The organism is Rhizobium sp. KNZ14-9A, from assembly GCF_056755015.1.
In genome coordinates this window covers 1758827-1782980 of the sequence record NZ_JBPGXB010000002.1, presented here as the reverse complement: position 1 = coordinate 1782980, position 24154 = coordinate 1758827, and the positions used below count along the sequence as shown (strand labels likewise).

The 24154-nt window shown below is 61.0% G+C and carries 23 protein-coding genes and 1 pseudogene; 11 read left to right on the top strand and 13 right to left on the bottom strand.

All coding sequences use genetic code 11. The features are described 5' to 3' along the window. Positions 1-190 precede the first annotated feature (190 nt). Complete coding sequence (gene purL, locus ACR9ZQ_RS15300; protein ID WP_481428225.1) at positions 191-2425, top strand: phosphoribosylformylglycinamidine synthase subunit PurL; 2235 nt, start codon at positions 191-193, stop codon at positions 2423-2425. A 19-nt stretch (positions 2426-2444) separates the two neighbouring features. Continuing rightward, the gene (locus ACR9ZQ_RS15295; protein ID WP_007826248.1) at positions 2445-2678 is read left to right on the top strand and encodes a BolA/IbaG family iron-sulfur metabolism protein; all 234 of its coding nucleotides are present in this window, start codon (positions 2445-2447) and stop codon (positions 2676-2678) included. Between the two features lie 137 nt (positions 2679-2815). Here ACR9ZQ_RS15295 and ACR9ZQ_RS15290 read toward each other — a convergent pair whose 3' ends face one another. Then, complete coding sequence (locus ACR9ZQ_RS15290) at positions 2816-3961, bottom strand: hypothetical protein (RefSeq protein WP_481428224.1); 1146 nt, start codon at positions 3959-3961, stop codon at positions 2816-2818. Positions 3962-4126: 165 nt separating this feature from the next. On the opposite strand from ACR9ZQ_RS15290, the gene ACR9ZQ_RS15285 reads away from it, so the two are divergent. From ACR9ZQ_RS15285 to hisC, 6 genes and pseudogenes are all read left to right on the top strand, one after another. Continuing rightward, on the top strand, positions 4127-4357 hold the full coding sequence (locus tag ACR9ZQ_RS15285; RefSeq protein WP_310388248.1) for a hypothetical protein: 231 nt from the start codon (positions 4127-4129) through the stop codon (positions 4355-4357). 55 nt (positions 4358-4412) lie between these two features. Then, positions 4413-4517: pseudogene (locus tag ACR9ZQ_RS15280) on the top strand (c-type cytochrome); the annotation flags it as partial. A 146-nt stretch (positions 4518-4663) separates the two neighbouring features. Next, entirely contained in the window at positions 4664-5002 is a 339-nt protein-coding gene (gene grxD / locus ACR9ZQ_RS15275; protein WP_481428223.1) for a Grx4 family monothiol glutaredoxin, read from the top strand. A 137-nt stretch (positions 5003-5139) separates the two neighbouring features. Then, positions 5140-6387, top strand: coding sequence for a multidrug effflux MFS transporter (locus ACR9ZQ_RS15270; RefSeq protein ID WP_310388324.1), 1248 nt, complete (start codon positions 5140-5142; stop codon positions 6385-6387). Positions 6388-6507: 120 nt separating this feature from the next. Next, complete coding sequence (locus ACR9ZQ_RS15265) at positions 6508-7788, top strand: multidrug effflux MFS transporter (protein ID WP_310388251.1); 1281 nt, start codon at positions 6508-6510, stop codon at positions 7786-7788. 32 nt (positions 7789-7820) lie between these two features. After that, a complete protein-coding gene (gene hisC, locus ACR9ZQ_RS15260; RefSeq protein ID WP_310388253.1) occupies positions 7821-8879 on the top strand; it encodes a histidinol-phosphate transaminase in 1059 nt (352 codons plus the stop codon). 8 nt (positions 8880-8887) lie between these two features. Here hisC and ACR9ZQ_RS15255 read toward each other — a convergent pair whose 3' ends face one another. From ACR9ZQ_RS15255 to ACR9ZQ_RS15230, 6 genes are all read right to left on the bottom strand, one after another. Further along, on the bottom strand, positions 8888-9712 hold the full coding sequence (locus ACR9ZQ_RS15255; protein WP_310388255.1) for an inositol monophosphatase family protein: 825 nt from the start codon (positions 9710-9712) through the stop codon (positions 8888-8890). A gap of 17 nt (positions 9713-9729) precedes the next feature. Beyond that, positions 9730-10560: an inositol monophosphatase family protein gene (locus ACR9ZQ_RS15250; RefSeq protein WP_481428222.1), complete on the bottom strand. Its 831-nt coding sequence runs from the start codon at positions 10558-10560 to the stop codon at positions 9730-9732. Positions 10561-10604: 44 nt separating this feature from the next. Further along, entirely contained in the window at positions 10605-11471 is an 867-nt protein-coding gene (gene ttcA, locus ACR9ZQ_RS15245; protein ID WP_481428221.1) for a tRNA 2-thiocytidine(32) synthetase TtcA, read from the bottom strand. A gap of 59 nt (positions 11472-11530) precedes the next feature. Continuing rightward, complete coding sequence (locus ACR9ZQ_RS15240; RefSeq protein WP_481429328.1) at positions 11531-12460, bottom strand: glutaminase; 930 nt, start codon at positions 12458-12460, stop codon at positions 11531-11533. Between the two features lie 70 nt (positions 12461-12530). After that, positions 12531-13148: a 30S ribosomal protein S4 gene (gene rpsD / locus ACR9ZQ_RS15235; RefSeq protein WP_113324725.1), complete on the bottom strand. Its 618-nt coding sequence runs from the start codon at positions 13146-13148 to the stop codon at positions 12531-12533. A 197-nt stretch (positions 13149-13345) separates the two neighbouring features. Beyond that, on the bottom strand, positions 13346-13876 hold the full coding sequence (locus tag ACR9ZQ_RS15230) for a MarR family winged helix-turn-helix transcriptional regulator (protein WP_481428220.1): 531 nt from the start codon (positions 13874-13876) through the stop codon (positions 13346-13348). Positions 13877-13976: 100 nt separating this feature from the next. Between ACR9ZQ_RS15230 and ACR9ZQ_RS15225 the strand changes: the two genes are divergently transcribed. After that, complete coding sequence (locus tag ACR9ZQ_RS15225) at positions 13977-14312, top strand: cupin domain-containing protein (protein WP_481428219.1); 336 nt, start codon at positions 13977-13979, stop codon at positions 14310-14312. A 6-nt stretch (positions 14313-14318) separates the two neighbouring features. Here ACR9ZQ_RS15225 and ACR9ZQ_RS15220 read toward each other — a convergent pair whose 3' ends face one another. From ACR9ZQ_RS15220 to ACR9ZQ_RS15195, 6 genes are all read right to left on the bottom strand, one after another. Continuing rightward, positions 14319-15833, bottom strand: coding sequence for an ATP-binding protein (locus ACR9ZQ_RS15220; RefSeq protein ID WP_310388263.1), 1515 nt, complete (start codon positions 15831-15833; stop codon positions 14319-14321). A 109-nt stretch (positions 15834-15942) separates the two neighbouring features. Continuing rightward, entirely contained in the window at positions 15943-17118 is a 1176-nt protein-coding gene (locus tag ACR9ZQ_RS15215) for an MFS transporter (RefSeq protein ID WP_481428218.1), read from the bottom strand. A gap of 97 nt (positions 17119-17215) precedes the next feature. Continuing rightward, the gene (gene murI, locus ACR9ZQ_RS15210; protein ID WP_113325723.1) at positions 17216-18016 is read right to left on the bottom strand and encodes a glutamate racemase; all 801 of its coding nucleotides are present in this window, start codon (positions 18014-18016) and stop codon (positions 17216-17218) included. Beyond that, positions 17997-18827 carry an RNA methyltransferase gene (locus ACR9ZQ_RS15205; protein ID WP_481428217.1) on the bottom strand — a complete coding sequence of 277 codons (831 nt, stop codon included), beginning with the start codon at positions 18825-18827 and terminating at the stop codon, positions 17997-17999. The genes murI and ACR9ZQ_RS15205 overlap by 20 nt, the downstream gene beginning before the upstream one ends. 16 nt (positions 18828-18843) lie before the next feature. Then, a complete protein-coding gene (locus ACR9ZQ_RS15200) occupies positions 18844-20880 on the bottom strand; it encodes an FUSC family protein (RefSeq protein ID WP_310388273.1) in 2037 nt (678 codons plus the stop codon). A 153-nt stretch (positions 20881-21033) separates the two neighbouring features. Beyond that, positions 21034-21564: a hypothetical protein gene (locus ACR9ZQ_RS15195; RefSeq protein WP_481428216.1), complete on the bottom strand. Its 531-nt coding sequence runs from the start codon at positions 21562-21564 to the stop codon at positions 21034-21036. Between the two features lie 189 nt (positions 21565-21753). Here ACR9ZQ_RS15195 and ACR9ZQ_RS15190 point away from each other — a divergent pair, with 189 nt between their 5' ends. Together ACR9ZQ_RS15190 and ACR9ZQ_RS15185 are read left to right on the top strand one after the other, a co-directional pair. Further along, a complete protein-coding gene (locus ACR9ZQ_RS15190) occupies positions 21754-22965 on the top strand; it encodes an NADP-dependent isocitrate dehydrogenase (protein WP_310388278.1) in 1212 nt (403 codons plus the stop codon). A 547-nt stretch (positions 22966-23512) separates the two neighbouring features. After that, complete coding sequence (locus ACR9ZQ_RS15185; RefSeq protein ID WP_113322769.1) at positions 23513-24142, top strand: glutathione S-transferase family protein; 630 nt, start codon at positions 23513-23515, stop codon at positions 24140-24142. The last annotated feature ends 12 nt before the right edge of the window (positions 24143-24154 follow it).

The window sequence follows — 24154 nt, the reverse complement described above, 5'->3', positions numbered from 1 at the left end:
TGTTGACGGCAGGCATTTTCCTATCGCGCGCAATTCCTACTTAAGCTAAAGACACGGCAAACGCGCTAGGGCATGTCCGTTGTTCTTCGAATCTCGGTCGTGCTCTATCTCTTTGTTTCACGCAATTCCGGACGCAAAACCGCTGCGCACTTTTGCTGGATTGCTCTAAGGCAGGGACTTTCGAGAGCTCATGACCATCCCAAACACTATCAAGATCACGCCGGAACTCATCGCCTCACACGGCCTCAAGCCGGATGAATACCAGCGCATTCTGGATCTGATCGGCCGCGAACCGAGCTTCACGGAGCTCGGCATCTTTTCGGCCATGTGGAACGAGCACTGCTCCTACAAATCCTCCAAGAAGTGGCTGCGCACCTTGCCGACCAAGGGACCGCGCGTCATCCAGGGACCTGGCGAAAATGCCGGTGTGGTCGATATCGATGACGGCGACTGCGTCGTCTTCAAGATGGAGAGCCACAACCATCCGTCCTATATCGAGCCCTATCAGGGTGCGGCGACCGGTGTCGGCGGCATCCTGCGCGATGTCTTCACCATGGGAGCGCGTCCGATCGCGGCAATGAACGCGCTGCGTTTCGGCGAGCCGGATCATCCGAAGACACGCCATCTCGTTGCCGGCGTCGTGGCAGGTGTGGGCGGCTACGGCAATTCCTTCGGCGTGCCGACGGTCGGCGGCGAAGTGGAGTTCGATGCCCGCTACAACGGCAACATCCTCGTCAATGCCTTTGCAGCCGGCCTTGCCAAGTCGAACGCCATCTTCCTCTCGGAAGCCAAGGGTGTCGGCCTGCCGGTCGTTTATCTCGGCGCCAAGACCGGCCGTGACGGCGTCGGCGGTGCAACCATGGCATCGGCAGAATTCGATGAATCGATCGAAGAGAAGCGTCCGACCGTTCAGGTCGGCGACCCCTTCACCGAAAAGTGCCTGCTCGAAGCCTGCCTCGAGCTGATGAAGACCGGCGCCGTCATCGCCATCCAGGATATGGGTGCAGCCGGCCTCACCTGCTCGGCCGTCGAAATGGGCGCCAAGGGCGACCTCGGTATCCTGCTCGAACTCGACAAGGTACCGGTGCGCGAAGAGCGCATGACCGCCTACGAGATGATGCTGTCGGAAAGCCAGGAGCGCATGCTCATGGTGCTGCAGCCGGAAAAGGAAGAGGAAGCCAAGGCGATCTTCGTCAAGTGGGGCCTCGATTTCGCCATCGTCGGCAAGACCACGGACGATCTTCGCTTCCGCGTCATGCATCAGGGTGAGGAAGTCGCCAACCTGCCGATCAAGGATCTCGGCGACCAGGCTCCGGAATACGACCGCCCCTGGCGCGAATCCGGCAAGCGTGCGCCCCTGCCCGCCAACCTCGTCGCAGCACCGGAAGATTACAACGAAGCGCTGCTGAAGCTCGTCGGCTCCGCCAATCAGTCCAGCCGCCGCTGGGTCTACGAACAATATGACACGCTGATCCAGGGCAACTCCCTGCAGCTTCCGGGCGGCGACGCCGGTGTCGTGCGCGTCGAAGGCCATCCGCTGAAGGCGCTGGCCTTCTCCTCTGACGTCACCCCGCGTTATGTCGAGGCCGATCCCTTCGAGGGCGGCAAGCAGGCGGTTGCCGAATGCTGGCGCAACATCACCGCGACCGGCGCCGAGCCGCTGGCGGCCACTGACAACCTGAACTTCGGCAATCCGGAAAAGCCCGAGATCATGGGCCAGTTCGTCGAGGCCGTGAAGGGCATCGGCGAAGCCTGCCGCGCACTGGACTTCCCGATCGTCTCCGGCAACGTCTCGCTCTATAACGAAACCAATGGTGTCGCGATCCTGCCGACGCCCACCATTGCCGGCGTCGGCCTGATGCCCGACTGGCGCAAGATGGCCCGAATCGGCAGCGCTGCCGAAGGCGACAAAGTTCTGCTGATCGGCACCGACGGCAGCCATCTCGGCCAGTCTGTCTATCTGCGCGATGTCGTCGGCAGCACCGAAGGCCCGGCACCCGAGGTCGATCTCTTTGCCGAACGCCGCAACGGCGATTTCGTCCGCTCGGTTATCCGTAACGGTCAGGCGACCGCCTGCCACGACATTTCCTCCGGCGGCCTCGTTCTGGCGCTCGCTGAAATGGCGATGGCCTCAGGCAAGGGTCTCGACGTCAGCCTCAGCGAAGGCAAGGGTGCTGCCCATGCCCAGCTCTTCGGCGAGGATCAGGCGCGCTACGTTCTGACCGTTCCGAAGGATGTTGCCGATTTCATCTGCGCCAACGCAGAAGGTTCGGGCATCCCCTTCCGCCGCCTCGGTACTATCAAGGGCGATGCCCTCGTCGTCGACGATCTGATTGCGCTGCCGATTCAGCAATTGCGCGATGCCCATGAATCGTGGTTCCCTGATTTCATGGACGGCCGCGGCGAGCTTGTCGCCGCGGAATGATGCGCAAGGAGTAACGATCATGGCCATGAAACCCGGCGATATCGAAGACATGATCAAGGCCGGGATTCCCGGTGCCAAGGTAACGATCCGCGATCTGGCAGGCGACGGCGATCACTACGCCGCCGAAGTCGTCGCGGAAGCCTTCCGCGGCAAGAGCCGCGTGCAGCAGCACCAGATGGTCTATGAGGCGCTGAAGGGCAATATGGGCGGCATCCTGCACGCTCTTGCCCTGCAGACCTCGGCACCGGATTGAAATGCTGGCTTCGGCCGACTGAAGATCTGAAACGAACAGGCCCGGCTGGAAGGCTTCTTCCGCCGGGTTTTTGTTTTGAAACGGAAGCGATGGCTCGAAAGTGATCGACGCCTCCTCACCTTTTCATTGCTGAGCTCTCAGGCCGGCAGCTTGTCCTGCTCGGGATAGGCAAAGACCGAGGCCGGCATCGGGCCTGCGGTCAGCAGCGTGAAATCGAAGGCGGATTTCTTGTCCGGCCCCAGCACATATTGGCGGTGCACGCGCAGCTGATCCTTACGGATCTTCTTGTAATGTTCAGGCGTCAGCATCTGCCGCACGCGGATATGGATCATGCTCGCCTGCGGCGCATCCGGATGGCCGGAAACGCTGACGACAGGCACCTTGTAGAAGTTGATCGAGTCCGTCAGGCACTGCACATCGAGCCAGAAAATATCCGGGCAACGCGCAATCAGGCCGACGCGCGAGCGCAAGAGCGTCGCCGACGACATCAGCGCGCATTGCAGGATCGCGCAGCCGAGCGTCGCAAACACCACGCGCTTGCCCTTGAAAACGTCAGGCTCCCGCTCCAACAGAATCCCGACGACATGCGCCGCGACGCTGGAGCCCATACTGTGCGAGGAGATGACATATTCATCGGCCTCCTCGTTGAGTGCCGCGCGCATCGATGTCGCGCATTGTTCCAGCCAGTCGTTGAAAACAGGCCTGTCCATGCGTGCCAGCGCCACGGCCATTTCCCAATCCGCGAAGAGATGCAGCGTGTGGAAGCGCTCAGAGAACGGCAGGAAACCGAAGGTGAAGAAGATGGCCGCCAGCGGCGCGCTCCAGCCGACGTGCCAGCCGGGAAGTCCCAGCCAGTAATGCAGCGTCAGGATCTGCAGCGTGATGACGATTGCGAGCGCCGTCAGCAGGAAGGGAAAGAGGAAGAACAGGCCAAAGCGCCAGGCATGGCGGAAATAGCCGGCCATGCCGCCCTCGCGAACAACCTGCCAGAAGCTTGCAAAGCCCGCCGCGATCCGGCTTGCCGTATTGCCGGTGCGCAACCGCTGCACCAGCTCGTTATGGTCGAAGACATGGACGCGCGTCTGCGTCTGCCAGCTATCGGCCCCAGTGCCGACATCGAAGGAAACATAGTGCCCCTCGGCCGCGGCACCTGTCGCGACATTATAGCCCCAGACGGATGCGCTTTGCCTTGCGGTGCGCTCATACCGCGCCCGGTGCGCTGCGCCATCAAGCGGTTCGAATCCGGGGAAATGCAGTACAACCCGCTTATCGACGAGTTTCATAGTCTTTTTCTTCTTTCCGGCGGGTTGAGTGCGCCGTTACCAGGAGGACGGGTTCGCCTGAAAATACGGCGAAAAACCGGATAAAACCTTCGAGCCGTCTTGCTAAGCGAACTCTTCCGGAATTCAATAGGTAAGGTGCGTTTCGATAGGATTGAGGGGGATTTTGTGGCCAATCTCGTGAATGAACTGGTGTCAGGCGTCATCAATAGCGTGCTGAAGGAAATCCTGAAGAAGACGACGGGCCGCACCACGACCAAGCGCAAGCGCCGTAAGGCAGCGTCTGCAACGACGAGCCGCACCACCCGCAAGGCAACGCCGACGAGCCGCAAGCCCGCTCGCAAGCAGGTCAGCAAGCGCCGTACGGCGGCAGGCCGCAGCCGGCAGCGCCGCGCCTAAACCTTCTCCATCGTAAGCCGCAATGCCCGCAATTCTCCGAGGCAGGTCCATGAGCGGGCACGATCTCGGTGTCATGACCGAAGTCTCGCAGTGGAATTTCAGGCACTTCACCGATACTGAGATAGAACAGATCCAGGCTCACCTCAGCAAGGAGCCGTAACACAGCGGCAACAATGCATGCCACAGAGTGTCGCGGATTGGTCTTTTTTTGGTTTTGGCGGCTGGAATTCCAGCTTCCACATGCTATCTAAAGAAAACGATTGAAACGGCGGGCCTTTAACCCGCCTGTTGAAAGGATTAGGTCCCATGAGCGGTATCAACGAATTCATCGAAAACGAGATCAAGAGCAACGACGTCGTCCTCTTCATGAAGGGCACGCCGCAGTTTCCGCAGTGCGGTTTCTCCGGCCAGGTCGTCCAGATCCTCGATTACATCGGTGTGGACTATAAGGGCATCAACGTGCTCGCCAATTCGGAAATCCGCCAGGGCATCAAGGATTACTCCAACTGGCCGACGATCCCCCAGCTCTACGTCAAGGGCGAGTTCATCGGCGGCTGCGACATCGTCCGGGAAATGTTCCAGGCCGGTGAGCTCCAGCAGCACCTCCAGGAAAACGGCGTCACCATTAAGACCGCCGTCGCCTGATCGGTCACCGGGCGTCCGTCCGGTTTCCAAATCTGTATCTTGAGTTCGAGGCGCTGCGCCAAGCAGCGCCTTGACCTGTTTATGGGAATTTCATTGTGACAGATTCATCACAGGCCATGTCCGCGGGTCGGCTGCCCATGGGCAAGCTGGAATTTATCGCGCTTGCGGCTTTCTTGATGGCCGTCAATTCGCTGGCGATCGACATCATGCTGCCCGCACTGCAGCAGATAGGCTCCAGCCTCGGTGTCGAGAATGAAAATCATCGCCAATACGTCGTTTCCGCCTATCTTTTCGGCTTCGGCCTCGCGCAGCTTTTCTACGGTCCGCTTTCCGATCGCTTTGGTCGCCGCATTCCGCTCCTGATCGGCCTCTGCATTTACATTGTTGCCGCCTTCGGTATCGCCGTCGTCCCGACCTTTGCCGGTCTTCTGGCGCTGCGCTTCATCCAGGGTCTTGGTTCCGCCGCGACCCGCGTCATTACTATTTCCATCGTCCGCGATGTCTACGGTGGTCGGCAGATGGCGGAAGTCATGTCGCTGATCATGATGGTCTTCATGGTCGTGCCTGTTATTGCGCCCGGCAGCGGCCAGATCATCATGCTCGTCAGCACCTGGCACATGATCTTCGTCTTCATCGGCACCATGGCGACGGCCGTTGGTATCTGGATGTATCTGCGCCTGCCGGAGACGTTGGATCCGGCTAATGTTCGCCCGTTCACGGCGCGCTCGATCCTGCAGGGCTTTGCGATCTTCCTGTCGAACCGTGTCGCCCTCTGTTACACCATTGCCAGCACGATCCTGTTCGGCGCGCTGTTCGGCTTCATCAATTCCGCCCAGCAGGTCTATGTCGGCATTTACGGGCTCGGCGTTTACGCTCCGGTCGCCTTTGCCGGCGTGGCGCTGTTCATGGCCTTCTCGTCCTTCATCAATTCGCAGCTCGTCGGCCGGTTCGGCATGCGCCGCCTGTCGCATGCCTCGCTCTTAGGCTTCAGCGCGTTGAGCTTCATCTGGATGCTCGTGCAGGTCTTCGGGCCGCAGCCGATGCCGTTTCCGATCTTCATCACCTTCTTCGCGCTGGTCATGTTCCAGTTCGGCTGGATCGGCTCGAACTTCAACTCGCTCGCCATGGAGCCGCTCGGCCATCTCGCCGGCACGGCTTCTTCGGTGATCGGCTTCATGAGCACGGTCGGTGGCGCATCCATCGGCGCCATGATCGGCCAGTCCTTCAACGGGACGGCGACACCGATGATCGTGGGCTACTTCGTCGTCTCGTTGATCGGCATCGTTTTCGTGCTGATCGCCGAAAAGGGCCGGCTGTTCAGAGCGCAGCATGCGCCGCTGTCGAAGGACGCATCGCTTTCCAGCTTCACTGATATTGGACACTGATATCGGGCAACTGAAGCTTTCAGACACGTCTGGCGACGGGGCATCCTGGTAGGAACCCGTCGCATCCCGCATTCATGCGGTCGCGTTTCGGCCGTTCTTACGTCATTCAGGGGGATTCGAATGACTCCGACACATAAACCGCACACGGAAAACCAGGGCTCAGCCCGCATCGGCATGGGCTTTGTCGAGTTCGTGGTGACCATCGCCATCATGACCGCCAGCATTGCCATGGCGATCGACAGCATGCTGGCGGCGCTGCCCAGCATCGGCCATTCGCTTGGTGTGATCAACAACAATGACACGCAGCTCGTCATCGGCGTGTTCTTCTTAGGCTTCGGCGCTTCGCAGATCATCTTCGGCAGCCTGTCGGATGCTTTCGGCCGCCGCAACATCCTGCTCGGCGGTCTGGCCTGCTATATCCTCGGCATGTTTGCGGCAGCCGCCACAGGCAGCTTCGAAATGCTGCTGATCATGCGCTTCGTTCAGGGCATCGGCGGCGCGGCCGTGCGCATCACCACGATGGCAATCGTGCGTGACTGCTTCGGCGGCCGCGAGATGGCCCGCGTCATGTCCTATGTCATGATCGTCTTCATGATCGTGCCGATCGTTGCGCCCTCCGTCGGCCAGCTGATCATTACCTATGCCGAATGGCACTGGATCTTCATCCTGCTCGGCATCGTCGCCTCGATCCTCTTCGTCTGGGCGCTGCTGCGCCTCAAAGAATCCTTGCCGCCCGATGAACGCATTCCGCTGTCCTTCGCCGCTGTCGGCGACGGCTTCAAGACGGTTCTGACCAACCGTATCACCTGCGGCTACATGATCGGCTTGACCATGTTCACCGGCGTCATTAGCGCCTATGTGATCTCGGTGCAGCAGGTCTTCGGCGAGGTCTACGGCCTTGGCGACTGGCTGCCGATCGCCTTTGCGGCAACGGCGGGCGGCATTGCCGTTGCCAACTTCCTGAACGGCATGCTGGTGCGCAGCTTTGGCATGCGCCGTATCTCGCATGCCGCCATGCTGCTTTTCACCATCATCTCGGCAATCGGCTTCGTCGCGGCGCTTGGCGGCACGCCGGCCTTCTCCTTCTCCTATGCGCTCTTTTCGATCCTCCTGATGATGTTTGCCGTGATCGCTACCAATTTCACGGCCATCAGCCTGGAGCCGATGGGCAATCTCGCCGGCACGGCAACGGCCGTGACGGGCTTCGTGTCGACGACCTTCGGCGCCCTTCTCGGCGGCGGAGTCGGCCAGCTCTTCAACGGCACCGTCCAGCCGCTTTTCGGCGGCTTCGCGGTCTTCGGCGCCGTTACCGTCGTCATGGTGCTCTGGGCCGAAAAGGGCAAGCTTTTCACCCATCCCGGCGACAGCCCACAGATCGAACCCGGCGCCGTTCACATGTAATGCTGCTTGAGAGCTAAGACTGGAAGATCCCGATGAGCCGTTTCTGGAGCCCCATTGTTCAATCCCTGACGCCTTACGTGGCGGGCGAACAGCCCGTCATCGACGGCCTGGTCAAGCTGAACACCAATGAGAATCCCTACGGCCCATCGCCGCGTGCGCTGGCGGCGATCTCGGAAGCGGTCAACGACACGCTGCGCCTCTATCCCGAGCCAACCGGTTTGAAGCTGCGCCAGGCGATCGCCGCAAGCCATGATCTCGATCCCGGCGAGGTCTTCGTCGGCAACGGCTCGGATGAGGTTCTGGCGCATACCTTCCAGGCGCTGCTGAACCACGATCTGCCCCTGCTCTTCCCCGACGTCACCTACAGCTTCTACCCGACCTATTGCGGCCTCTACGGCATCGATTTCCGCGAGATCCCGCTCGACGAAAAGATGATGGTACGAACCGAGGATTACCGCCAGCCCTGCGGCGCTATCATCCTGCCGAATCCGAACGCGCCGACCGGCACCGCGCTGCCGCTCGCAGCGATCGAGGCGATGGTTGCGGAGCATCCGGATCAGGTCCTCGTCATCGATGAAGCCTATGTGGATTTCGGCGGCGAGAGCGCCATCCCGCTCGTCCGGAAATATCCGAACCTGCTCGTCATACAGACCTTCTCGAAATCACGTGGCCTTGCCGGCCTGCGCGTCGGCTTCGCCGTCGGCCAGCGGCCGTTGATCGACGCGCTGGAGAGGGTCAAGGACAGCTTCAATTCCTATCCGCTGGACAGGCTGACGCAGGCTGGTGCGGTTGCCGCCTGGGAAGATCAGGATTGGTTCAGGAAACATTGCGACCTGATTGTCGCAAGCCGCGAGCGGGTGACCGTGGGCCTTGGCGAACTCGGCTTCGAGGTCCTGCCCTCATCTGCCAATTTCGTCTTCGCCCACCACGCCGAACGCGGCGGTGCGGAGCTCGCTGCAGAATTGCGCAAGCACGCGATCCTTGTCAGGCATTTCCGCAAGGAGCGCATCCAGGATTTCCTGCGCATCACCACCGGCACCGATGCCGAATGCGACAAGCTTCTGAATGCACTGAAGCAGATCCTTGCCTGATTTCAGGCTCAGACCGTGAAGACCTCACGGCGCAGGATGTCCCAGCTTTCCCTGTCCGGCGTGATCAGCAGGCCGCCGGTGACATGGTGCGGCTGATAGGCCGAGCCGTCGAAGCGGGCGGCATAGGCACCGGCTTCCTGACTGATCAAAGTGCCAGCCAGATGATCCCAGGGCATCAGCTTATTGTACATCAGGTAATGCACATGCCCGCCGGCAAAGGTGCGGTATTCATGGGCCGCACAGCGGTAGTTGGTGAGGAAGCGCACCTTCGCGAGATTGCCGAGGATCTCTGCGCGTTTCTCCTGCGGCAGGTAGCCGGTGGAGGCCATGCCGACCATCTGGTCGAGCGCGACAGGCTCTGCGACCGTCAGCCGCTGCGCTTCGCCGTCTGGACGGCGCAGCCAGGCGCCGCCACCCTTCTCGGCCATGACCCAGTCGTCGCCCATCGGATCATAGATGATCCCGGCAACAGTCTCGCCCTTGGATACGACCGAGGCCATGACGCCGAAGGCCGGAATGCCTGACGCGAAGTTGAACGTGCCGTCGACGGGATCGACGACGATGGCGAGATCGGCACCTTCGAGTTTGTCGAGAAGTGCTGCATCGGCGGCAACCGATTCTTCGCCGATGAAGAGCGCTTCCGGCCAGAGGCGCGCGGCCTCGACCTTCATCATTCTTTCGGCCTGCTCATCGGCCTCGGTGACTAGGTCGGTCGCTTCCGTCTTGGCGCGCACGTCACTGCTGCCCAGCCGGCGAAAGCGCGGGAGGATCTCGGCTTTCGCTGCCTGCCGCAGGAGATCGGCAAGCTTCATCGTGTCTACGGCAGTCGTCATGGCACTTTCCCCTCGGTTTATCGGTGGCCGATGATATCGCTGCGGATCATCTCCCAGCTTTCCCTGTCGGGAGCCGAAATGATGCCGCCGGAAATCTCGCCCGGTCTATAAGGCGTTCCGTCGAATTTGGCCGTATGGCCGCCGGCTTCCTGATGCGTCAGCACGCCGGCAAGATGATCCCACGGCATCAGCTTCGGATGGCCGATGAAATGCAGCTTGCCGGACGAGACCATCCAATATTCATAGGCGGAGCAGTTGAAGGCGAAGGTCATGCGGATCTTCGCCATGTTGCCGGCAACGCGCGAACGGTCCGGTTCCTCCATATGGCTGCAGGCCATGGCACCGATCATGCGGTTAAGCTCGATCGGCTCCGCCACCTTCAGGCGGACAGGCTCGCAATGACGCTTCTGCTGGAAGGCGCCGGCGCCCTTGAGGGAAACGACTGTATCGCCAAGGGCCGGATCGTGAATGATGCCGGCAACCGTCTCGCCCTTGACGGTCACGGCCAGAATGGTGCCAAAGACCGGCAGGCCGGCCGCAAAATTGAAGGTGCCGTCGACCGGGTCAATCACGAAGGCAAGATCGGCATCGGCAAGCGCTGGCACGACGGAACGATCCGCCTCATAAGCTTCTTCGCCGACGATGAGGGCGCCGGGAAAGCGCTCGCGGATCGCTGCCGTCAGATAGGCCTCGGAGCGCAGGTCGGCCTGCGTGACGAGATCGACGGAAGATGTCTTTTCGGAAACATTGGCCGCAGCCGCATTGCGGAAGCGCGGCATGATCTCTTCTTCGGCGACATGCCGGAGGCAATCGCCGAGAAACTCTATATCATTGTCTGAGAAAATCATTTTGGACTCGTTGCATGGATCTGCAGAGGCTCATAGCAAGTCCATTATGACGTTTGGGTGACGGTCAGCGCAGAAAAGTCGAAAAGTTTCGGATCAAGCAGATGCGATGGGTTCACATGCGCGAGCGCGCGCAGCATCGTGTCCTTGCGGCCGGGCATGCGCCGCTCGATATCGGCAAGCATGTCCTTCATCGCATTGCGCTGCAAACCGTCCTGCGAGCCGCAGAGATCGCAGGGAATGATCGGAAACTGCATGGCAGTCGCGAATTTCGCCATATCGTCCTCGGCGCAATAGGCGAGCGGCCGCAGCACCATCAGGTTGCCTTCGTCGTTGAGCAGCTTCGCCGGCATGGCGGCAAGACGACCGCCATGGAAGAAGTTCATGAAAAAGGTTTCGAGAATGTCCTCGCGGTGATGGCCGAGCACCAGTGCATCGCAGCCTTCCTCTTTGGCAATGCGGTAGAGATTGCCGCGGCGCAGGCGCGAGCAGAGCGAACAGTAGGTAGCCCCCTCCGGCACCTTCTCCTTCACGATCGAATAGGTGTCGCGATATTCGATGCGGTGTTTGACGCCGATCTTGGAGAGGTATTCCGGTAGCACATGCTTCGGGAAGTTCGGCTGACCCTGGTCGAGATTGCAGGCGATCAGTTCCACCGGCAGCAGCCCGCGCCATTGCAGGTCGAGCAGCAGCGCCAGCAGCCCGTAGGAATCCTTGCCGCCGGAAATGCCGATCAGCCAGCGCTTCTGGTCCTTCAGCATGTCGAAGTCTTCGAAGGCCTGACGCACCTGCCGCAGCAGGCGCTTGCGCAGCTTGTTGAAGGAGACCGAAGGCGGCGCGTCGGCAAACAGCGTATGGCCGATGCCGGCTTCAGCCGTTTCCAGATCGTCGGCAATATTGGCTGCGATATTCATCTTCTTACCCGTCTGATGTGCGCGTCCTGCTTAGCAGAAAGCCGCAGGCCAACCCAGTCTCAATCGCCGAAAACCGACCAGCCGGTGCGGGCTGCCAGCATTTCCAGCGCCACGGCACCAAGCTGCGAATTGCCGACCTTGTTCAGCCCCGGCGACCACACTGCAATCGAGGCGATGCCCGGCGCCACGGCAAAGATGCCGCCGCCGACACCGCTCTTGCCCGGCAGGCCGACATGATAGGCGAAATCTCCTGAGCCATCATAGTGGCCGCAGGTCAGCATCAGCGCATTGATGCGTCGCGCCCGCTTCGGCGACACCACCGAATGGCCGGTCAGCGGATTGCTGCCGCGCGCAGCCAGGAACAGACCGGCACGGGCCAGTTGCTCGCAGGTCATCGAAAGCGCGCACTGGTGGAAATAGACGCCGAGCACATGATCGACCGGATGGTCGAGATTGCGGTAGGAGCGCATGAAGTTGGCGAGCGCGAAATTGCGATAGCCGGTCGCCGTTTCCGAACGCGCCACCTTATCGTCAATGGTGATGGATTCGTCGTCGGCGAGGTAACGTACGAAGCGCAGCAACTCGCCGATCGCCTCGCGCGGCGCATGGCCGGCCATGACGACATCACTGACGGCGATCGCGCCGGCATTGATGAAGGGATTGCGCGGGATGCCGTGCTCATGCTCAAGCTGGACGATGGAATTGAAGGCCGAGCCCGAAGGTTCGCGCCCGACCCGCTTCCACAGCCCCTCGCCCACCTTGCCGAGCGCCAGCGTCAGCATGAAGACCTTGGAAATGCTCTGGATGGAGAAGGTGACATCGGCATGGCCGACGCTGTAGACCTTGCCGTCGACGGTAATGATCGACATGCCGAACTGGTTCGGATCGATCTTAGCAAGTTCGGGAATGTAATCCGCGACCTTGCCCTCGCCGATGCGGGGCGTCAGCTCCTTGTAGATGCTGTCGAGGACTGCCTGCAAATCCATGATGGCTTCTCTCCAGAGAACAAAAAAGCCGCCTTGGAGGGCGGCTTTTCTGTATGCGAAAACGCCTCGCGTATTAACGCGAATAGAATTCGACGACCAGATGCGGTTCCATGACAACCGGGTACGGAACGTCGGCAAGCGTCGGAACGCGTGCGAAAGTGGCAACCATCTTGTTATGGTCGACTTCGACGTAATCAGGAACGTCACGCTCTGCGAGCGAAACCGATTCCAGAACCGTAACGAGTTGCTTGGAACGTTCACGAACTTCGATGACGTCGCCGGCCTTGCAACGGTAAGAACCGATGTTGACGCGCACGCCGTTGACCGTAACGTGGCCATGGTTGACGAACTGACGGGCAGCAAAGACCGTCGGAACGAACTTGGCGCGGTAGACGATCGCGTCGAGACGGGACTCCAGAAGACCGATCAGGTTTTCCGAGGTATCGCCCTTGCGGCGGTCAGCTTCAGCGAAGATCGCGCGGAACTGCTTCTCGCGCAGGTCACCGTAGTAACCCTTCAGCTTCTGCTTGGCGCGCAGCTGCACACCGAAGTCGGAAAGCTTGCCCTTGCGGCGCTGGCCGTGCTGGCCCGGGCCGTATTCGCGGCGGTTCACCGGGGACTTCGGACGGCCCCAGATGTTTTCGCCCATACGGCGGTCGATCTTGTACTTGGACGATTCGCGCTTGCTCATCGTATTTCCTTTCAAAAAGTTAGGACGGTTTGTTGCCAAACCGCGCGAAGGAAACACGCCCTCCTTTGATCTCGTTTCCGAGACCCGACAGGATCTTTCCATTCGCGAACGGACAGGATCCACGGGACATGTCAAATGAAACACCGGACATTGCTGCCCGGTGCTGGGGCGGTCTTTAGGGATAAGTCACAGGATTGTCAAACAGAATCTGCCGCAGCAAGCCCTTTCTCGCCCGCCCGTTCCAGCGAACCGGCAAGTTTGCGCAAGAGCCCGGCCAGCGCCCGACGCTCGTCCTCGTCCAGCCCTTCGAGATGGCCGAGTTCCCGCTTCATGTCTTCGCGGAAGGCGGCTTCGGCACGGCGGATGCCCTCTTCCGTCAGCGCCACCTCGAAGCTGCGCTTGTCCCCGGCAGAGCGCTCGCGCCGGATGAGCCCGGATTTCTCCAGCCTGTCCAGCCGGTGCGTCAGCCCGCCCGAGGAGATCATCAGAAGACTGTAGAGCTCCGTCGGGATCATTCTGTATGGCGGCCCAGCGCGCCGGATCGTCGCTATCACGTCAAACTCCCCGCGATCGAGATCGAATTCCGAGAATGTCGCCTCGATGGATGGCCGCACCAGATTGGAGATCCGGTAGATGCGTCCGAGAATGCTCATCGGCGTCGTATCGAGATCGGGCAGCTCTTCCGCCCAGAGAGCGCGCAGCCGGTCGACATGGTCTCGCTTTTCCATGGTCACTCCAAAACTATCTTGACGAGAAGATAAATTGGGAAGATTATCTTCTCGTGAAGATAAATATAGCGAACCTGCAGCGTGATCCAAGGAGGAAATCATGTTCCATGTCATACCGCGTGAAAGCCAGCAGCAGTTCGCCAATCGCACCATCCGTTTCGAGGGCGGCGATTACGGCGCGCCGGTCTCGATCTTCCTGATCGACAACGAGCCTGGCCAGGGGCCTGACCTGCATGTTCACCCCTACACGGAAATGTGGATCGTCCGCTCCGGCAAGGCGCGCTTCACCGTTGGCGAGGAGACGCTGGAGCCCAGCGTCGGCGATATCGTCATCGTCAATGCCGAGACGCCGCACTGCTTCAAGAATGTTGGAACAACGCGGTTGGAGCTCACCTGCATCCATGCCAGCCCCGAAATCATCCAGAGCTGGGTCTGACGCGGTTTATTCGGCAGCGCTTTTCAGAAAGTCGCTGTCCGGCGCATCGGCCGAGCCCGGCGCTGTCTCAGCCTGCAGGTCCGGAAAGGCAACGATACGCTTGCCGCTGAAATCCGTGTGCACGACGATGAGCCCCTGCTCCTCGAAATAGCCGAGCAGCCGGCGCGCGCGCCTTGCCGAATGCGTGCCGTAAGCACGGGCGATACGGGCGTCCGAAGGGCAAGCCTCGCCGCCGATCGCAGCCTTCGCCATCATCAGGAACACGCCCTGCAGATCGTCGGTGACGCCGTTCGACAGCGAAAGTGCCGTCGCCCACGCTTCGCCTGCCGCCATTTCGGGATCGACGCCAGAGCGCGAAACCGCGACGCGCCGTCGGAATTCCGGCAGCGACATCGGCGGACCGGGAACGCGGCGCATGCGCAGCCGCACCAGGAATTCCTGATAGAGTACCGCATCGGTCCGGAAGCCGGAGCCCGGATCGTCGAGGATTTCGGCGAGCACGCCGGCAAGCCGTTCCTCACGCTCTTCTGCCGAGATTTCCGGCTGGGCCACACGCGGTTCCGAAGCCTGCAAGGGGGCAGCCGATGGCGTCGAACGCGACAGTTCGGCAAGGATATCGGTGGTCGGGCGTGGTGCGGGCGGCGTACGCCGCACCATCGGCCGCTGGAATTCTTCCGGGTCGGGCGTGAAGATCAGGTCTTCGACATCCTGTGGCGCATCCGGCAGCGGCATCAGCTTCGGGCTGGAAGAGCGCGCCGAGGTCTCGACATTGCCGATCTGGATGGGCAGCGGCCGGCGCGACAATGCCGGGCCGAGCGCTACGAAATGGCCGCGCTTGAGATCTCGAAACATTTCCGCCTGGCGGCGGTCCATGCCGAGCAGGTCTGCGGCGCGCGCCATGTCGATATCGAGGAAGGTGCGGCCCATCAGGAAGTTCGAGGCTTCGGCCGCGACGTTTTTGGCAAGCTTGGCAAGACGCTGCGTGGCGATGACGCCCGCAAGCCCGCGTTTACGTCCGCGGCACATCAGGTTGGTCATGGCGCCAAGCGAGGCCTTGCGCGCATCTTCCGACACGTCGCCGCCGACAGAGGGCGCAAACATCTGCGCTTCGTCGACCACGACGAGAACAGGATACCAATATTCGCGATCGGCATCGAACATGCCGTTGAGGAAGGCGGCAGCGGCCCGCATCTGCTGCTCGATATCGAGCCCTTCCAGCGTGAGAACGCAGGATACGCGGTGCTGGCGGATACGGTTGGCAATGCCGGCAAGCTCGGCTTCGGTGCGCTCGCCATCGACGACGACATGGCCGTACCGGTCGGAGAGCGTGACGAAGTCACCTTCGGGATCGATGATGACCTGCTGCACCCATTGGGCGGATTGTTCCAGCAGACGGCGGAGGAGATGCGATTTTCCGGAGCCGGAGTTGCCCTGAACGAGCAGACGTGTCGCCAGCAGCTCCTCGATATCGAGCGTCGCCGGAGCGCCGGACGCCAGTCCCATATCGATGCCAACCTGCACGTCCAATTCCCCTTACAAATTCCCGGCCCGTCTCTAGCAGATTCGCAGGCACTGTTGTCGTCAAACCGTCAAGAACCCACAGGGAAAGTCAGCCCTGGGAAATAGGTTTTTACACCGCCTCGCGCTCGACGAGGCCGCCCGCCATCTCCTTCTGCGTCGGGATCAGCAAACGGGTGCAGAGCAGGCTGACGAAAAGCGGTACCAGCAAGACCGCAAGCCCCACACGCAAGCCCAGGAGTTCGCCGAGAAAGCCGATAATCGGCGGCCCGATGAGAAAGCCGCTCAGGGCTGCGAAGGAAAGTGTCGCAACGCTTGACGCGGGCGGGCGGTCAGTCAGCGAAGCGACGGCCGTCACCGCAAGCGGAAATCCGACGGAGACACCGACACCGACTGCGGCAAAGCCGATGAGGGCAAGCGGCGTCGCCGGCGCCAAGAGAACGACGAGCATGCCGGCAAGCGAGGCGATGCCGCAGCCGCGGGCAATGGCAACCGCGCCGAAACGGCCTTTCATGTAATCACCGCTGAAACGCCCGGCCGCAACCATGAAAGCGAAAACCGAATATCCAAGGCCGGTTTGCGCGCCCTCGGCATTCATGACATCGCGCAGGTAGACCGCAGACCAATCGGCGATCGCACCTTCGGTCATCGTCACGCCGAAGACAAAGGCGCAGATCCCGAGCAGGGCGAGACTGGGCGGCTTGAAGCCGGTCTTTGCCTGCGAATTCTCCTCTTGCTGACTTTCAGGCAATTTCGGCAGGCTCAGGCTGGCAATCAGCGCGACCGGCAGGACGATGAGCGCCGTGATCAGGATCGACCAGTGCGGCGAAAGCCCGATGGCGATGGCGCCAACGCCGATCAGGCTGCCGGCCATGATGCCGAAGCTCCAGAAGCCATGGCAGCGGCTCATGATGATCAGCCCCGTCGCCTTCTCCGTCACATCGGCCTCGACATTCATGCCGAGTTCCACCGTCGAGAGCGCGACCCCGACGATCATCAAGGCAAAGAATAGAAGCACGGCGCTGGGCGCGAAGGCTGGCAGCGAAACCACGGCAAGAAAGAAGATGAAACCATAGATGATCGCCATGCGCCCGCCGATGCGCGAGACCAGGCGGCCGGCAAACGGCAGCGTGATCAGCGTGCCGATCGGCAATCCCAGAAGGGCAACGGCGAGATCGGCAGTACCGAGTTCAAGCTTCGCCTGGATATCGGGAATGCGCGGCAGCCAGGCGCCAAAGGCTATCGGTTGCAGAAAGAAAATCAGCATGACAAGTCTTTGCAGCGGCACGGCGCATCCCTTTACATCTTGAGCGCCAAACCCGCTCGCGATTCCCCGCGGAGATCTTGCGCGATGAGACAGGTGAAATAAAGCGCGTAGTGCCTTCTCAGGCGCTCAGCCCGAAACCCTGCATCAGCCGCCGGGTCGCAAAATCGGGATTGCCTGATGTAAAGACGGCAAAGTCGAAATTATCCGGGTGAACGGCGTCCGCCACCTGCGGTACCAGCGTGCGGGCGCGCCGCGCAATGGCCTCCGCCGGGTCCAGCCAGTCCACCGGCCAAGGCGCCAGCCTGCGGAATAGATTGGCCATGAACGGATAATGCGTGCAGGCAAGCACCACGATATCTGTCTTGCGGCCGTCCTTATCGACGAAGCATTGCTCGATCTCGGCCGTCACTGCCTCATCGGAAACGGCTTCACCCCGGATATAGGCCTCCGCCATGCGGGCCAGGTTTTCGGAACCGACGAGACGCACATGGCATTGCTGCGCAAAGGACTGGATGAGATCGCGCGTGTAGGCGCGCTTGACTGTGCCAGGGGTCGCAAGCACCGAGACGAGGCCGGAGCGCGTGCGCTCGGCAGCAGGCTTGATCGCCGGCACCGTGCCGACGAAGGTCATCTGCGGAAAGGCGGCGCGCAGATCCGCACCGACCAGCGTGAAGGCCGTGTTGCAGGCGATGATGCAGACTTCCGGATCGTAGTCTTCGAGCAGCTTGGCGAAGAGGCTGATGATGCGCTCCTTCAGCGCCTGCTCTTCCCAGCCGCCATAGGGAAAGCCGGCATCGTCCGCGATATAAATGAAGCCGCGTTCTGGCACCAGCACGCGTGCCTCGCGCAGCACGGTCAGCCCGCCTATGCCTGAATCGAAGACGAGGACGGGTTTCAGCTCATTCGTCGGCGCTGTCATCGGTGGGCGCACCCTTGGCGGATCGAGTGGAACCGCCCTTGCGCGGACTGTCGCGCGAAAAGCGGTCGAGGGAGGAGATGACGCCGCGCAACACGCTGATTTCCTGTTCCGTGAACGCTCGGCGGGAGAGAACTGCGCGCAGGTTGTCGACCATTTTCGGCTTTTTCGAGGGCGGATGGAAATAGTTGCGTGAATCCAACGCCTCTTCCAGGTGGTCGAACAGCCCGAAAAGCTGCTCCTTTGTGGAAGGCCGCTGCTCGAGCGCCTGGAACGGCACCGCCTCCAGATCCTCCAGGCTCGATTTCATCCACTCATAGGACATCAACAGCACGGCCTGGGCGATGTTCAGCGAGGCAAAGGCGGGATTGACCGGGAAGGTGACGATCTCATCGGCAAGCGCCACTTCCTCGTTCGTCAGACCCCAGCGTTCGCGGCCGAACAGGATGCCGGTGGCCTCGCCTGCCCGGAACCGGCTGCGCAGGTTTGACGCGGCAAAGACCGGAGAGCGCACAGGCTTGTAATTGTCGCGGCTGCGCGCCGTCGTCGCATAGACGAAGTTGAGATCGGCAATCGCCTCTTCCAGCGTGTCGTACACCTTGGTGCCCTCGATCACGTGATCGGCCTTGGAGGCTGCGGCCTGCGCCTTCTCGTTCGGCCAGCCGTCACGCGGGTTGACGAGGCGCAGATCCACAAGGCCGAAATTCGCCATGGCGCGCGCCACCATGCCGATATTCTCGCCCATCTGCGGCTCGACCAGAATGATGACCGGCCCTTCGGCCAGAAGTTGACGCTCGCTGTTGGTGCCCGCCATGTGCCTATATGTCTTCCTATTCCTGATTTACGGGCGCAATAGCTTTGCCGGCTGCAAACGGCAAGTCCTGCGTCTCCGTTGGGTAGAGCCGCTCCAGCGTCGAGCCGATCATTTCCACCGCCAGGCGAGCGCCCTCCCGCCAGAGCGGCAGGTGCCGGCCGGTCGGCCGCATCTGCTTTCGGGTGATGAGAAAACACTCCGAGCCGCGCGGCGCAACCGCGTCCAGCATGCTGATATCGGCAGCGATCCTGCGTTTCAAATCGTCATCGACGGCATCGACCGTGTGGTTTCGTGCCAGAATGCGCGACCAGTACGTGACCGACAGGAAGATTGCCAGCGTCTGGCGGATCTGTCCCGGCCTGGTGACAATGGACCAGGTGGAGCCGAGGGGGCGTGCGGCGAGCGTAATGTCGCGGTAGCAGGCATCGACCTTCTGAGAGATGGCGATGAGTTCAGGCTGGCTCTTCTTGTCCGATACGGCCGATAGCAGCTCCTTCAGGGCCTCGAACCACTTGGCGACCGCCGTATCGAGCGCACCGCGCGTGCGCGCCGGCAGGACGAGGAAGGCGACCAGCGTTCCCGCAAACGCGCCGATGACCGTTTCCTCAAGTCGCAGCTTCAGGAGATCGAAGGTCAGGACACCCATCATGCCATAGACTAGGCAGAGCACGATCGAGATGAAGAAGGTCATCGTCGCATAGGAAATCTGCAGGAAGTAGAAAGCAAGGAAAACGCAGGCGACCGAAACCAATAGCGCGATCGCCAAATGATGGGTCAGCAATGTCGCGAGCACCAGGCCGAAGGCAATTCCGAGCAAGGTACCGATCGATCGCTGCAGCGCCTTGATGGCAGTGTCACCGCGCGAATTGGTGTTGGTGAAGACAAGGAAGGAGGCGAGCACCGCCCAGAACCAGCGCTCGCGCGACAAGGCGAGCCCGAGCGTCATGGCAATCGCCGCCGCTAGCGTGATCTGCAGGGCCGAGCGCATCAGCGGGTTTCTGAACGAAAAATCGATTGCGGCAGGTGCGCTGGACTCTTCCACCGAGGCGATCTCGGCGAAATCCGACCTGCGTCCGGCATCGATCGTTTCTGCGAGCTGCCTGCGCGCAGCTGCAAGCCAGAGGAGCGCACGTGCTGTCTCCCCCCGCGGCTGGCCCTCCATGTCGGCGACCGCCTTCTCCTCAGCCGAAAGCACCGCCTTGTCATCTTCGATCACGGCATGGACGAGTGCAAAGGGCGGCGCACTCTGATAGCTCAGCACGATGGCGCTTTCCGTCGCCAGATGCGCATCGAACAGCCGGATCGCCAGTTCCGCGGCCGGTGCGGAAGCGCCATCGAAGACGCTGCCCGGCGGACGCGGAATGAAGCTCTCGGCCATCAGCACCACTTCCTTCAGCCGGTCTTCCAGCTGGCGCAGTTCCTGCCGGTCGGCCTCATCGACCTTTCCATCTGCTGCAAGGGCGGCAAGCTTGAAGAGGATCTGGTTGATGCGGCCCCGCACGCTCTCCAGTGAGCGCAGCAGGTCGCGCCGCCAATTGTCGGGCAAAAGCACCGCCCTCACCCAATGGCTGACAAGCGCCGAGACAACAGGGCCGATCAAGACGACAGGCAATTCCCCGATCGTCGGGTGGAAGTAGGAGCCCATGAAATAGGAGGTGAAGGCGAACATGCCGATAGCAAAGCCACGCGGGCCATAAATGCGCGCCGATGAGGCCAGGAAGATCACCACGAGGAAGATGAAGTCCGAAAGGTAGCGCTGCGATTCAAGCGCGGCTGCGATGCCGACGACGACGAGGCTTGCAAGACAGCCGAGCAGCCTTGTGATGAGCTGGCGCGTCGAGCCCTTGTCGCGCACCGCGACCCCGCCTTCGATCGACAGAACGATGCCGAGACCGTAGGACGCGATCGGCAGCGGAACGATGAGCATGTGGATCAAAAGCAGGATTGCGAAGGAGAGCACGATCGACAGCGTGACACGCGTGCCCATGCGCAAGCGCGAAAGCGCCGGGTCATTGGCAAGCAGCCAGTCTCGGAACTCAAAGCCGGAAATCACCCTTGCCAGTCCTCATGCGCGCCGGATGTGGCGAACCCGAGAGCGAGATACCGCCGCCCCAGCAAAAATCAAATCACACCAACATGATGATTGCCAAGTGTCATCAGCCACCCTGGCGTTCGCCGGAGTTGCCAATCGGTGACCTCATCAGGGTCATTCGCCGTTGGCGATTTGCACCATGGCTTCCTTGAGCGAGATCGGCCCCTGCCCCTCTTCGCCCTGGATCATGATATCGTCGATGACGGGTTTGCCCGCTTCCTCGATCACCTCGAAACGCACGGTCGTGAAGGCGTCTCTGTTGGGTGCGCCTTCCATGCAGGTCGCAGCCTTGAACTTCACCGTCACCTCGGTCGTGCCATTTGTCGGCTGGCCGCTTTCGATGGAGAGGTCCTGCAGCGGGCAGGCATCCTGACCGTTGACGATTACGTCATAGTCGAAGGGCGAAATGCCATCCTCGTCGGCCGCCGGATTCTTGGCGGCGTCTTTGTATTTGTCGCCGAAGTCCTTGCTGTAGAGCCGCGCGAGCCTGCTTTCTTCGAAAATATCGATCCAGTCACTGACATCGCTCGCCCAGTTCTTCTTCGTGTCGTCAATGATTTCCTTGACCGGCGCGGTCACGTCGGCCGCAAGCGAAACGCCCGTCAGGACGGACGAGGCGGCAATGAGGCCGGCGATCTTTTTCATGGCAAAATGTCCGGGACTCGGGGGCTTATGTGGCGGAGGTTAGCCATTTTCCCGCTCTTGGCAATGGCGGCAAAAACGTCACGTCCCTGCCCGTTCTGCTTTGCGTTCCCGGCTCACAATGCTATAGCGCTCCGGACCCACATCACCCACCCGGGGCATAGTCCCTTCCTAAGCTTACGAGGCAGATACATGAAGAAGATCAAGGTCGCCAATCCCGTCGCCGATCTCGACGGCGATGAAATGACTCGCATCATTTGGCAGCTCATCAAGGACAAGCTGATCCATCCGTATCTCGACCTCGACATCGACTATTTCGACCTTTCGGTTGAAAACCGCGACGCCACCAACGACCAGGTAACGGTCGATGCCGCCAATGCCATCAAGAAGTACGGCGTCGGCATCAAGTGCGCGACCATCACCCCGGACGAAGCCCGCGTGAAGGAATTCAACCTCAAGGAAATGTGGAAGAGCCCGAACGGCACGATCCGCAACATCCTCGGCGGCGTCATCTTCCGCGAGCCGATCATTTGCCGCAACGTTCCCCGCCTCGTTCCGGGCTGGACGAAGCCGATCGTCGTCGGCCGTCACGCTTTCGGCGACCAGTACCGCGCAACCGATTTCAAGTTCCCCGGCAAGGGCAAGCTGACGATCAAGTTCGTCGGCGAAGATGGCACCGTCATCGAGAAGGAAGTCTTCAACGCGCCGGGCGCCGGCGTTGCCATGGCCATGTACAACCTCGATGAATCGATCCGCGAATTCGCCCGCGCCTCGATGATGTACGGTCTGATGCGCAAGTGGCCGGTCTACCTGTCGACCAAGAACACCATCCTCAAGGCCTATGACGGCCGCTTCAAGGATATATTCGAAGAAGTCTTCGAGACCGAATTCAAGGATCAGTTCAAGGAAGCCGGCATCACCTACGAACACCGCCTGATCGACGACATGGTCGCTTCCGCTCTCAAGTGGTCCGGCGGCTACGTCTGGGCCTGCAAGAACTACGACGGCGACGTCCAGTCCGACACGGTTGCCCAGGGCTTCGGCTCGCTCGGCCTGATGACCTCGGTTCTCTTGACGCCCGATGGCAAGACGGTTGAAGCCGAAGCCGCGCACGGCACGGTCACCCGCCACTATCGCCAGCACCAGAAGGGCCAGGAAACCTCGACGAACTCGATCGCTTCGATCTTCGCCTGGACCCGTGGTCTCGCGCACCGCGCCAAGCTCGACGACAATGCCGAACTCGCCAAGTTCGCTGCAACGCTCGAAAAGGTCTGCGTCGACACCGTCGAAGCCGGCTTCATGACCAAGGACCTGGCGCTGCTCATCGGCCCCGATCAGCCGTGGCTCTCCACCACCGCTTTCCTCGACAAGATCGACCAGAACCTGCAGGCCGCAATGGTCTGAGCCCTGCTCAGATAGAAATCGAAAAACCCGGCCTTTGTGCCGGGTTTTTGTTGTCAGGCGAAATTGCTTTCCGTCTCTAAATTAGCAGTTACTTTAAAAAGTAAGCTTCGCGTAAGTTGCAAGGCCTATTCAGCTACTCGCTACAGCATCGGCCCGAAAATCGGAATCGATTTTCGGAAAGCCTGATGCGTAGATTTAAAAAACTAGAGCGTCCTTAGTGCGTCCAAATGGACGCACGGCGCTCTAAGCATGGAGGTTCTGATGGCCAAGAAGAGTTTTGTCCCCGAATTTCTGCAGCTTGTAAGGCTCCTCGCGCGACGCGAGGGCCAGGATATGATTGTTTTTTATCTTGATCTTGCTTTGCTTGAGACCCAGACCCAGCACTACAATCAGCGCTGGCGGTGCCCTCCCGGCCGGACTGCTGGAGTTGACGCGCCGCCGGCGACAGAGGTCATCCCTCGCGCGGCCGTGAAGACGCCCCCTTCTCCGAGGGTTGAAATCTCCCGCGCCAGCGCTACGAAAAGAGCATGGGAAAGAGGAGAGCAGGATGACCGAGGAAATCACCTTCTACACGAACCCGATGTCGCGCGGCCGGATAGCGCGGTGGATGCTGGAAGAAACCGGCGTGCCATATCATACCGAAATCCTGACATTCGGCGGGACGATGAAGGGCCCGGACTATCTGTCCGTCAACCCGATGGGCAAGGTGCCGGCGATCCGTCATGGGAAGACGATCGTGACGGAATGCGCGGCAATCTGTGCGTATCTTGCGGACACGTTTCCGCAGGCAAGGCTCGGCCCGCAGCCCGATGAGCGGGCCGATTATTACCGCTGGATGTTTTTCGCCGCCGGGCCGCTGGAAGCTTCTGTCACGCTGAAGGCGCTCGGCTTCGAAATCCCGCAGGAGCGGCTGCGCATGGCCGGCTGCGGCTCCTTCGGTGACGTCATGGGCACGCTGGAAAAGGCGGTTTCGGCCGCCTCCCCCTATATTGCCGGAAGCCGCTTCACGGCGGCTGACGTCTATGTCGGCTCGCATATCGGCTGGGGTCTCGCTTTCGGCAGTATCGAAAAGCGCCAGGCCTTCGTCGATTATTTTGGCCGCCTCGCCGAACGCGATGCCTACAAGCGGGCAACGGCGTTGGATGATGAGGCGGCGAAAGCCATGCAGGCCGCCTGAAAGCAATTCCAG